This is a genomic window from Campylobacter sp. US50a (genome assembly GCF_004379015.1).
Lineage (GTDB): Bacteria > Campylobacterota > Campylobacteria > Campylobacterales > Campylobacteraceae > Campylobacter_D > Campylobacter_D jejuni.
On record NZ_RYYJ01000007.1, the window covers coordinates 93,825 to 105,869 of the forward strand.

The 12,045-nt window shown below is 29.0% G+C and carries 11 protein-coding genes; 8 read left to right on the forward strand and 3 right to left on the reverse strand.

Annotated features, from left to right (window positions below):
- Positions 1–7 precede the first annotated feature (7 nt).
- The 7 genes from thrB to ELQ11_RS06055 are packed head-to-tail and all read left to right on the forward strand — an operon-like array spanning position 8 to position 8,311.
- Positions 8–886, forward strand: a complete 879-nt coding sequence (gene thrB / locus ELQ11_RS06025) for a homoserine kinase (protein ID WP_002857455.1) — start codon at positions 8–10, stop codon at positions 884–886.
- A gap of 24 nt (positions 887–910) precedes the next feature.
- Complete coding sequence (locus tag ELQ11_RS06030; RefSeq protein WP_002870410.1) at positions 911–1,168, forward strand: YlxR family protein; 258 nt, start codon at positions 911–913, stop codon at positions 1,166–1,168.
- Positions 1,155–3,770 (forward strand): translation initiation factor IF-2, encoded by a 2,616-nt coding sequence (gene infB / locus ELQ11_RS06035; protein WP_126264496.1) that lies wholly within the window; start codon positions 1,155–1,157, stop codon positions 3,768–3,770. Before ELQ11_RS06030 ends, infB begins: the two co-directional genes overlap by 14 nt.
- Positions 3,767–4,129, forward strand: coding sequence for a 30S ribosome-binding factor RbfA (gene rbfA / locus ELQ11_RS06040; protein ID WP_070252779.1), 363 nt, complete (start codon positions 3,767–3,769; stop codon positions 4,127–4,129). The genes infB and rbfA overlap by 4 nt, the downstream gene beginning before the upstream one ends.
- Complete coding sequence (gene rimP, locus ELQ11_RS06045; protein WP_052854211.1) at positions 4,119–4,541, forward strand: ribosome maturation factor RimP; 423 nt, start codon at positions 4,119–4,121, stop codon at positions 4,539–4,541. The genes rbfA and rimP overlap by 11 nt, the downstream gene beginning before the upstream one ends.
- Positions 4,542–4,572: 31 nt before the next feature.
- The gene (locus ELQ11_RS06050; RefSeq protein ID WP_126230394.1) at positions 4,573–6,987 is read left to right on the forward strand and encodes an AAA family ATPase; all 2,415 of its coding nucleotides are present in this window, start codon (positions 4,573–4,575) and stop codon (positions 6,985–6,987) included.
- Positions 6,980–8,311 carry an McrC family protein gene (locus tag ELQ11_RS06055; protein ID WP_126264494.1) on the forward strand — a complete coding sequence of 444 codons (1,332 nt, stop codon included), beginning with the start codon at positions 6,980–6,982 and terminating at the stop codon, positions 8,309–8,311. The genes ELQ11_RS06050 and ELQ11_RS06055 overlap by 8 nt, the downstream gene beginning before the upstream one ends.
- On the opposite strand, the gene ELQ11_RS06060 is transcribed toward ELQ11_RS06055, so the two are convergent.
- The 3 genes from ELQ11_RS06060 to ELQ11_RS06070 are packed head-to-tail and all read right to left on the reverse strand — an operon-like array spanning position 8,300 to position 10,838.
- Positions 8,300–9,103 carry a metal ABC transporter permease gene (locus ELQ11_RS06060; protein ID WP_002903408.1) on the reverse strand — a complete coding sequence of 268 codons (804 nt, stop codon included), beginning with the start codon at positions 9,101–9,103 and terminating at the stop codon, positions 8,300–8,302. The two genes, ELQ11_RS06055 and ELQ11_RS06060, sit on opposite strands and share 12 nt — an antisense overlap.
- Positions 9,096–9,950, reverse strand: coding sequence for a metal ABC transporter ATP-binding protein (locus ELQ11_RS06065; RefSeq protein WP_126264493.1), 855 nt, complete (start codon positions 9,948–9,950; stop codon positions 9,096–9,098). The genes ELQ11_RS06060 and ELQ11_RS06065 overlap by 8 nt, the downstream gene beginning before the upstream one ends.
- A gap of 12 nt (positions 9,951–9,962) precedes the next feature.
- A complete protein-coding gene (locus ELQ11_RS06070; protein ID WP_126264492.1) occupies positions 9,963–10,838 on the reverse strand; it encodes a zinc ABC transporter substrate-binding protein in 876 nt (291 codons plus the stop codon).
- 234 nt (positions 10,839–11,072) lie between these two features.
- Between ELQ11_RS06070 and ELQ11_RS06075 the strand changes: the two genes are divergently transcribed.
- Positions 11,073–12,045: cache domain-containing protein (locus tag ELQ11_RS06075; protein WP_193551210.1), on the forward strand; the 973-nt coding region annotated here is incomplete at its 3' end.

Here is a 12,045-nt window from a genome sequence, read left to right on the forward strand (position 1 = left end):
ATGAAATTTGAAAATTTTAGTTCCCGCTACGAGTGCGAATTTAGGGCCAGGTTTTGATTGTTTAGGACTTAGTTTAAAGCTTTTTAATGAAACTCAAATCCAAAAATCAGGTGTTTTTAGTATTAGTATTGGAGGTGAGGGCAGTGATAATATTTTTCTTAAAAAAAACAATATATTTGTAAATATTTTTTATGAAATTTATGAAAAACTAAGCGGAAAAAAAGATAATTTTCGTTTTATTTTTCAAAATAACATTCCTCTTTCAAGAGGGTTAGGAAGCTCTTCAGCTGTGATTGTTGGAGCTATTGCCAGTGCTTATTATATGAGTGGATTTAAGGTAGAAAAAGAACGTATTTTAGATGAAGCTTTAATTTACGAAAACCATCCAGATAATATCGCTCCAGCTACTCTTGGTGGTTTTGTGTGTTCTTTGGTTGAAAAAAATAAAGTTTATAGTATCAAAAAAGAGATTGATAAAGATTTAGCTGCTGTGGTTGTGATCCCAAATTTGGCAATGAGCACAGAACAATCACGCCAAGCTTTGGCCAAAAATTTAAGTTTTAATGATGCGGTTTTCAACCTTTCCCATGCTTCATTTTTAACCGCTTGTTTTTTGGAGAAAAAATATGAATTTTTAAAATTTGCAAGTCAAGATAAGCTCCATGAAATCAATCGTATGAAAAACTTACCCGAGCTTTTTGAAGTGCAAAAATTTGCCTTAGAAAATAAAGCTTTAATGAGCACACTTTCAGGTTCGGGATCGAGCTTTTTTTCTTTAGCTTTTAAAGATGATGCTTTAGCTTTGGCAAAGAAAATGCAAACAAAATTTAAAGATTTTCGTGTGCAATATTTAGAATTTGATGATAATGGCTTTGAAATTTGCTAAAAAATATAAAAAAAAGATATAATTTTGAAAAAACATATACCAATTAGAATGTGCATAGTGTGTAAAAACCGCTTTGAGCAAAATATGTTATTTAGATTTAAAGTTGTTTTAGGAGATATTGTGCCTAAAGCAGAACATGGAAGAAGCGGATATTTATGTCAAAATTGTATTGAGAAAGAAGATAAAATCTTACAAAAAGCATTTTCTAAAATATGTAAAAATTTAAATACTAAAATTACTCAGCAAGGACTTAAGGAGATATTTTTAAATGGCAAAGATTAGAATTCATGAAATCGCAAAAGAATTAGGTTATGATAGTAAGGAAATTATTGAAAAGGCAAATGAATTAGGACTTGGAATTAAAACAGCATCAAATGCTGTAGAGCCTGAGATCGCAGCAGCTATTTATGAGTATATACAAACAAGAGAAATTCCAGAAGCTTTTAAGAAAAATATCAAAACTCCTACGGCAAAAAAGCCTAAAAAAGAAAATATAAAAGAACAAGAAAAGCTAAATGAATCTGAAAAAAAAGAACCTAAAAAAGAAGAAAAGCTTAAAAAAGAAGTTAAAAAAGAAGAATTAAAAGTTGAAAAAGAAAATGCAAAAGAGGAAGAAAAACAAGAAATTATTGATACTCATAAGCCACAAAGCCTTGCTAGTGCAACTTTAGCCAAAAGACGCGGACTTGTCATTGTTAAAAAGAAAAAAGACGAAGAAGAAATTCAAGTTAAAAAAGAAGAAGTAAAAAATTCAAATGATATATCTATCAATAATGAAGAGCGCTTAAGTTTAAAAACTATGTTTTCAAATGCTGATGAGAGTTTAAAGAAAAAGAAAAAAGAAAAAAAATCTTTTGTTGCGAGTAAAAAAGAAAGTACCGAAAAAATGAATTTTTTAGATGAACATGATTTTGGTGATATTTCTTTAGAAGATGAAGATGAGGTAGTGTTACCTGATTTTAGTGTAAAAGAACAAGAAAAACCACAAAATATCAATAAAAAACAACCTAATTTTATAAGACAAGCTGTTGGAAATTCTGCGGGTTTTGGGCTTGAAGGTGGAATTCAAAGAAGAAGTCGTAAAAAACCACCTAAAAAGATTGAAAAAAAGGAAGTAGAAGAAGTAAGTAGTGTTTCTATTTCTAAAGAAATTCGTGTGTATGAATTCGCTGATAAGATAGGAAAAAGCACTAGTGAAGTGATTTCAAAACTTTTCATGCTTGGAATGATGACAACAAAAAATGATTTCTTAGATGAAGATGCGATTGAAATTTTGGCTGCTGAATTTGGTATAGAGATTAATATCATTAACGAGGCTGATGAGTTTGATTATGTAAAAGACTATGAAGAAGAGATTGATGAAAAAGATTTAGTGACTAGAGCACCTGTGATCACTATCATGGGGCATGTTGATCATGGTAAAACTTCTTTGCTAGATTATATTAGAAAATCACGCGTTGCAAGTGGTGAAGCAGGGGGTATTACTCAGCACGTGGGTGCTTATATGGTAGAAAAAAACGGGCGTAAAATTACTTTTATCGATACCCCAGGTCACGAAGCTTTTACTGCTATGCGTGCAAGGGGTGCAAGTATCACTGATATTGTAATCATCGTTGTAGCCGCAGATGATGGGGTAAAACCACAAACTAAAGAAGCGATAAATCATGCTAAAGCAGCAGGTGTGCCTATTATTATTGCTATTAACAAAATGGATAAAGAAGCAGCAAATCCTGATATGGTAAAAACTCAACTCGCAGAAATGGAAATCATGCCAGTAGAATGGGGCGGATCTTATGAATTTGTAGGGGTTTCAGCTAAAACAGGAATGGGGATTGAAGATTTGCTTGAGATCGTGCTTTTACAAGCTGATATTTTAGAACTTAAAGCCAATCCAAAAAGTTTTGCTAAAGCAAGCATTATAGAAAGTTCTGTGCAAAAAGGGCGTGGTGCTGTGGCTACTATCATCGTGCAAAATGGAACACTTACTGTAGGAAGTACTGTGGTTGCAGGCGAGGCTTATGGAAAAGTGCGTGCGATGAGTGATGATCAAGGTAAAGCTTTAAAAGAAATCAAACCAGGTGAATGTGGGGTTATCGTAGGGCTTAGCGAAGTAGCAGATGCAGGTGAAATTTTAATCGCAGTAAAAACCGATAAAGAAGCAAGAGAATACGCTAATAAACGCCACGAATACAATCGCCAAAAAGAACTTAGCAAATCCACTAAAGTTAGCATTGATGAGCTTGGAGCTAAGATTAAAGAAGGTAATCTAAAAGCCTTGCCTGTTATTTTAAAAGCTGATGTGCAAGGATCTTTAGAAGCCTTAAAAGCAAGTTTAGAAAAACTTAGAAATGATGAGATTAAAGTGAATATCATTCATAGCGGAGTAGGTGGAATCACACAAAGTGATATAGAGCTTGCAAGTGCGAGTGAAAACTCTATCGTACTAGGTTTTAACATACGCCCAACAGGGGAAGTTAAAGAGCGTGCTAAAGATAAAGGCGTAGAAATTAAAACCTATAATGTGATTTATAATCTTTTAGACGATGTAAAAGCCTTGCTTGGTGGTATGATGAGCCCGATTATTTCTGAAGAGCAATTAGGACAAGCAGAGATTAGACAAGTGATCAATGTACCAAAAATCGGACAAATCGCAGGTTGTATGGTAACTGAAGGGGTGATTAACCGTGGAGCCAAAATTCGCCTTATCCGTGATGGAGTTGTGGTTTATGAAGGCAATGTAAGTTCGCTTAAACGCTTTAAAGATGATGCTAAAGAAGTGGCAAAAGGCTATGAATGTGGCGTAGGTATAGAAGGGTGCGATGATATGAGAGTGGGTGATTATATAGAAAGCTATAAAGAAGTAGAGGAACAAGCAAGTCTATGAATCCAAGTGAGATTAAAAAGCTACGCACTGAAAGTATTTTAAAAGAGCTGATCCCTGAAGCTTTAGCAAATTTAGATGATGAAAATTTAAAAAATCTTTGTGTGATTGATGTGGAATGTAAAAAGGGTAGATACGATGCTTTTGTGTATCTTGATAAAATGTTTTTTAATGTTCATGAGCAAGAAAAAATTTTATCTTCTTTAAAAAAGGCAAGTAGAGCTTTGCAAAATTATTGCATGAGCGAGCAGGGCTGGTATAGGTGTCCGAATTTTCATTTTAAATTTGATGACAGGCTTGAGTATCAAAACCATATGGACGCACTTTTTGAAAAAATAAAAAAGGATAAAAATGAATCTTGAAGCCCTTTGCAAAGAAGCAGAACTTAGCTTTTATGATGATGAGCTAGTAAGTGAAAATGGTAAAAAAATTTATAGAATTTATGTGCAAAAAGAAGGCGGGGTAAATCTTGATGATTGTGCAAAGCTTAGTGAAATTTTATCGCCTATTTTTGATGTAGAACCACCTGTAAATGGGGAGTATTTTTTAGAAGTATCTTCACCAGGACTTGAAAGAAAACTGAGTAAGATAGAACACTTTGCTAAAAGTATAGGTGAACTTGTGAAGATCACAACCAATGAAAAAGAAAAATTCGAAGCAAAAATCATTGCTGTAGATGATGAAAATATCACTTTAGAAAATTTAGAAAATAAAGAAAAAACTACTATAAATTTTAATGATATAAAAAAAGCTAGAACCTTTGTGGAGTGGTGATTTAAATATTTTTTGTTTTTAAGGAATTTAAATGAATACTAGTTTAAATGAAGAACAAAAGAAAAACATAGAAAATAAATTTTTAGAATTTCAAAGAATTTGGACTTTAGAAAAAGTTGAAAGTATGACTCTTGAAGAATATACTAGTATTAAAAAAGATAATCAAGATAGGAATGATTTTACTTTTTGGATAGAAAATATACTTGATGACATAGGAAGTATTTGGGGTGGTTCAAGTTTTAAATTTGGTATATATAAAAGAAATTCTAATGATGATAAAGAAAATTTAAAAGGTAAAATTTACAATGATAATTATGCTTGGCTATCTAAATATGGAAATAATCAAGATGAAGCTTTTGATAAAATAAAACAAACAATTATAGATATAATACAAGCAAGTAAAAATAATGATTTAGAAACTATAGAAAATATAGATTTTGGAGACGCCATTAAATGGAAAATAGCTTTTCATTATCAAGATGTAAATAATATAAAAATAGTTAATATTTTTTCTAAAAATGTTTTAGGTTTAATATCTTTGAATGAATTTAAAGAAAAATTAAAAACATATCAAATTTATGAAAAATTGTTAGAAAATAAAAATTTATCATTAATCAAAATGGTGGAAAATTTATCTATTCCTTTATGGTTTCAATATAGGGAAAAATATACAAATAAAATTTTAGATTTATTTAAAAAATATCTTGAGGATATATCAAAAGATAACGATAGCAAGCTAAAAGAAGATACTATAAAAACATATATTAAAGATATTGAAAAAATTTCTAGTTGTTTAAAGAATAATAATTTATTAAATTGTAATAGTATAGATGATTTTTTATATTGCAAACAGCAAATAGAAAATAATGAAAAATTTAATAAAATAAATGATAATGTTAAAAGGCGATATATAGGTGTTTTAAATCATTATTATAATTTTTTAAACAATTATTTTAAAAAAAATAAATTAAATCCACCTTTAAATCAAATTCTTTATGGGCCTCCGGGTACAGGAAAAACTTATCATACTATAGATAAAGCTTTGGAAATTTTGGGCGAAAATTTAGAAAGTAGAGATGACAAAAAAGCAAAATTTGATGAGTATGTAAGAAAGGGACAAATAGTATTTACTACTTTTCATCAAAGCTATGGATATGAAGAATTTGTAGAAGGTATAAAGCCTGATTTAGATAAAGAAAATGAAAATTCACAAATTAGATATAAAATTAAAGATGGTATTTTTAAAAAACTCTGTAAGAAAGCTTTATATAAAGAACAGAAATTAAAAAATGATACCTTAATAAGTAATTATTCATCTGTATGGAAAATTTCATTAGGATATAATGCTTCATTAAGGGAAGAATGTTTTAAAGAAAATAAAATTTGCATTGGATGGAATGAAATTCCAAAAAATATGGGAGATGAATTTTTAAAACTAGGCAATAATGATAAAAATACCATTAATAGTTTTAAAAATGAAATGCAATTGGGTGATTTAGTATGTGTTTTTAATTCTTTAAAGACAATAAAAGGCATAGGTATAATTAAGAGTGATGTTAAATATACTCAACAAGGTGAATATCAAACCTATAGAGAAGTAGAATGGATATCAAAAGATGATGAAGTTAATATATACGAACTCAATGATAATATAAATTTAACCCAAAAAACAGTTTATAAACTATGGAGAATTTCTCCCAATATTTTATTAGATAAAATTAGTAACGTAAAAAATCTAGAACTTATACAAGATAATACAAAAGAGCCTTTTATAATCATAATAGATGAAATCAATCGTGGTAATGTAAGTAAGATTTTTGGTGAGCTTATAACCTTGATAGAGCCTAGTAAAAGGATAGGTGAAAAAGAAGAGTTAAAAGTGACTTTGCCTTATAGCGGTGAAAAATTTGGAGTGCCTAAAAATGTTTATATCATAGGCACTATGAATACAGCCGATAGAAGCATAACTTCTCTTGATACAGCTTTGCGAAGAAGATTTGAATTTGTAGAGATGATGCCTGATGTGAGCAAATTATCTATGGATTGCGAAGGTATTAATTTACAAGAATTATTAAAAGCTATAAACACTCGTATAGAATATTTACTAGATAGAGAAAAAACCATAGGTCATGCATTTTTTATAGGTGTTGAAAATTTAAATGATTTAAAAAGTATTTTTCAAAACAAAATTATCCCGCTTTTGCAAGAGTATTTTTATAATGATTATGCTTTGATTAATGAGGTTTTAAATGATAATGGTATGATTTTTGAAGATAAAAAAGATGATAAATATCTTCAAAAAATAAAAAATCTAGATAGTATTAATAGCGAGAGAAGTATTTATAATATTGCTTCATTTGATGATAAAATTTGGGATAAAATAGAAATATATCAAGCAATTTATAATGATGAAATAGCAAATAAATTAAAAAACGAAAATGAATAGCACTTTTTCTATCATTGAACACCAAGCTTTTTCTAAAGAAGATTTAAAAGAAATTTTCAAAGAAAAAGCTGAAAGATTTTATAAAGAATTAGAAGACTTTGCAAAAAACAATGAAAGTCTTCTAGGCTTTAAAAATAAAAATACCTTAAAAGCTAAAAATTATGTCGGCATTATACAGACTAAAAGTGGGGTTTTGGAGATCTTGCCAAAATGCACGAATTTAGATAGCTATAAAAAAGAAGATAGCTCTTCAAATCACGATAAAGAAAAACTAAAAAGATACTATGAATTAGACAATATTTCTAAAAATAATGATTTTTATGAAAAAGATTTTAAATTTAATCCTAAAAATCTTTTGATAAATATGCTAAAAACCTTAAAAAACTCCCCCTTTAAAAAATCGCAAATTTCATCTTTGCAAAGTTCTAAAATTCCTTTATTTGAAGTGTTTATCACTATGTTTTTAGATGAATTTGATAGCGTGCATAAAAAAGGCTTGATGAGATCTTATCTAAGTTGCGAAGAAAATAGGGCTTTTTTGAAGGGAAAATTACTATTTAACGAACATATCAAGCAAAATTTGATACACAAAGAAAGATTTTTTACAAGCAATGATGAGTTTGTTTTAGATATAGCACCCAATCGTTTGATAAAATCAACGCTAAATTTTTTAAAATCCAAAACAAGTTTGAATAAATTTAGACTTATAAAAGCCATGCAAATGCTTGATGAGGTAGAATTTTCTAAAAATTATGAAAAAGATTTTAGTTATAAAATTTCAAGACATTTTGATTATTATGAAAACTTGCTTTTGTGGTGTAAAATTTTCTTAAAAAATGAAAGTTTTATGCCTTATCATGGTAAAAATGAAGCTTTTGCTTTGCTTTTTCCTATGGAGAAAATTTTTGAAGATTATGTAGCTTATATGCTAAAAAAAGTAAATCCAACTCAAGATATTAAAATTCAAAACAGTGGAAAGTATTTAATCTCAAAAAATGATGAAAATTGTTTCATGCTAAAGCCTGATTTATATATAGAAAATAAAATGATCCTAGATACCAAGTGGAAAATTCCAAATGATAGCGAAGATGAGAAAAAACAGGGTATAGCACAAAGCGATTTGTATCAAATGTTTGCTTATGCTTGCAAATTTAAAATTTATGATATTAAACTTGTGTATCCTTTATGTGAAAAAACTCAAGATTTACAAAGAAAAATCGCAGAAAAATTTTTTGTTTTTAAGGCGAGCGAACATTTGTATTTTAAAGAACAAGGGCAAAAAGATATAAAAGTGCAAGTGTGTTTTGCACCTTTACCTTTTTAAAAATTTGCCTATCAAATGCACTAAAAAACCAAAGCAAGCTACAGCTATGATGCAAGCACCGCTTGAAAGATTAAGATAATAACTAAGTATAAGTCCTAAAACACAAAAAATCATACTTAAAAAACTTGCCAAAATCATGATAAAGCCAAGTCTTTTAGTGAAATTTTCAGCAATAAAGCTTGGGATACTAAGTAAAGCCATAACTAAAATAAGCCCTACAAGGCGTATGGAAATAACTATACAAAAAGCCATAAGGGCGATTAAAAGATAATGAAAAAAACTTGTATTGATGCCACGAACTTTTGCAAATTCCGCATCAAAGCTTAATGCTTCAAATTGTCTATAAAATAAAAAGATCAAAAGTACGACCACGCTATCAACCAAAGCCATAAGCCATAAATCTTGTGTTCCTACAGCCAAAATACTCCCAAAAAGATAAGCCATTAAATCTGTGTTATAACTAGGGCTTAAATCGATTAAAATAATCCCAACAGCCATTCCAAAAGCCCAAATTACAGCGATAATACTATCGCTTCTGTGTTCATAGTGTTTAGCTAAAAAAGCTACTAAAAAAGCCAAAAATAAAGTAAATATTCCCGTGCTTAATAAAATAGGTAAAGAAAAATAAAAAGCTATACCTATACCACCAAAAGCCCCATGTGTTATACCTCCAGCCATAGAAAAAAGGCGATTTATCATCACCAAAGTACCTATGATCCCACAAGCTATACTAACTAAAATCGCTCCTAGTAAAGCGTTTTGAAAAAAGGTGAAATTTAAAATTTCAAGCATTATTTTCCTTTGAAAATTTTAAACAAAAATTTTCTTTTTTAAATTCTGTTTTTTTCAAATTTCTTCTTGTAAATTCTTGTTCGCATAGTTTTTTACTATCGCAATTTTCTTCATCGCAAAAACAAGTATTTAAACTCATTTCTACATCACAAAAATGAGAGTGGTTTTCGTATAAATGTTTTAAAAATGAACTTTTTTCTTTTTCTTTAGTGTTGGTATGCAAGAAAAGTTCTTTGTTTAAATGTGCAATTTTATCGCTATAAGCTAATACAAGGTTGATATCGTGACAAATGAGTAAAATTCCCATGCCTTTTTGGTGTAAAGAGCTTAGAAGTTCAAAAATTTGTATAGCAGACTTGTTATCAACGCTTGCGGTAGGTTCATCTAAAATAAGCATTTTGCATTCACTAGCTAAGGCTCTTGCGATAAAAACACGTTGTCTTTGTCCTCCGCTTAGAGAATCAATGGTTTTGTTCCAAAATTTTTCCATCCCTACGCTTCTTAAAGCTTGCATAGCTTTTTCTTTATCTTTTTTCCCATAAAAACCAAAAATTTTTTTACTTACAAGTCCCATAAGAACGATTTCAAGTACTCTTGGATAAAAATTAGGATTGACTAGAGTGTGTTGAGGAACATAGCCTATTTCTTTTCTTTGAAGAGCTTTGAAATGGATTTTATTTTTGGATTTTAAAAGTCCTAAGATAAGTTTTACGAGTGTTGATTTTCCTGCACCATTTGGACCTATGATAGAGAGAAAATCTTTATTGTCGTAGCTAAGATTGATGTTTTTTAAGATGATTTCATTATCATAAGCGTAGTTTAGATTAGAAATTTCAAAAAAAAGCATCAAAAAGCCTGATTATAAATTATGATAAAAGGCATCAGCAGTTTTTAAAAGCTCATTTTCCCAATCATAAGATAAATGATCTATTTTGTAAATTTTTGCATCACATTCTTTAGCAAGTGTTTTTGCTGCATTTTCAGGGAAACCATTTTGAACAAAAATGACTTTTAAATTTTTATCTTTCATTAGAGTGATAAGTTTTTGCAAATCTTTGCTTTTTGGTTCTTTGCCTAAAATTTCTACAGGAATTTGCGTAAGATTATAGCGTTTTGCAAAATATGTCCAAGAAGGATGATAAACTACAAATTCTCTATTTTTTAATTTTTCTAATTTTGAGGCAATTTGTAAATTTAAACTATCTAATTCTGCTAAAAATTTATCTAAATTTTGTTTATATAAATTTTTATTTTGTGGATATTTTTGAATTAAGGTGTCATAAATATTTAAAGCCATAGTTTGGACCAAAATAGGATCTAACCAAGTATGAGGATCAAAATGCTCATGTTCATGAGAGTGTTCGTGAGTGTCATGAGTTTGAATTAAAGCTATGTTTTTTTGCATATTTACAACTTGAAGTTTTGGAAAATTTTGTTTAAATTTATCCGTAAAAACTTTTTCAAATTCTAAGCCCATGGTGAAATAAATATCACTTTTTTCAAGTTTTTTCATAGTGCTTGGTTTAAATTCAAAATTATGCTCATTGCTATTTGGGGGCAAAATAACATTGACATCTAGAGTATTTGCAGCTATTTTTTTAACAAAAAATGCTTGAGGTGCTATACTGACACTAACTAAATTGCTGTTATTGTTTTGATCTTGTTCGAAGTTTTTAGCTTGCGTGAAAGTATAAAATATCCCTAAAGATAAGATAAATAATATAATTTTTTTCAAAATATTTCCTTTGATATAAATTTTTTAAATTATAACGATATTAAGCTTAATACATAGAATTTTCGAAGCGATATTTATTTAAATAAAAATAATAAATATAAATTAATTTAATATTAATTAAATTAATTTTTTATAACTTTTAAATTTAAGTAAAAATTTAAATTTAAAAGTTATAATTCTAAAATTTTATGTAAATATCCCTATAAAATAATATTAGAAAGGAGCGCTTAAATTATGAAAAGCGTAAAATTGAAGGTTTCACTGATTGCAAATTTAATCGCAGTAGTGTGTTTGATAATTTTAGGTGTTGTAACATTTATATTTGTAAAGCAAGCAATTTTTCATGAAGTTGTGAATGCTGAAATAAATTATGTTAAAACGGCTAAAAATTCTATGGAGTCTTTTAAGGCAAGAAATTCTTTAGCTCTTGAAAGTTTGGCTAAGAGTATTTTAAAGCATCCTGTAGAACAGTTAGATAGTCAAGATGCTTTAATGCATTATGTTGGAAAAGATTTAAAGAATTTTAGAGATGCTGGAAGATTCTTAGCAGTTTATATTGCTCAACCAAATGGCGAACTTGTTGTAAGCGATCCAGACTCTGATGCTAAAAATTTAGATTTTGGAACTTATGGAAAAGCCGATAACTATGATGCTAGAACAAGAGAATATTATATAGAAGCAGTTAAAACAAATAAACTTTATATTACCCCATCTTATATTGATGTAACTACAAATTTACCTTGCTTTACATATTCTATTCCGCTTTATAAAGATGGTAAATTTATGGGAGTTTTGGCCATAGATGTTCTTGCAGTAGATTTGCAAGCTGAATTTGAAAATTTACCAGGTAGAACTTTTGTATTTGATGAAGAAAATAAAGTATTTGTTTCTACAGACAAAGCTCTTTTACAACAAGGTTATGATATTAGTGCAATTGCAAATCTTGCAAAAACCAAGAAAGATTTTGAACCTTTTGAGTATACTAGACCAAAAGATGGTAGTGAAAGATTTGCTGTATGTGCAAAAGTTTCTGGAGTTTATACTGCTTGTATTGGGGAGTCAATAGAACAAATAGAATCTCCAATATATAAAATTGCATTTATACAAACCGCGATTGTTATTTTTACAAGTATTATTAGCGTCATTCTCCTTTATTTCATCGTATCAAAATACCTCTCTCCACTTGCAGCTATCCAAACAGGTTTAA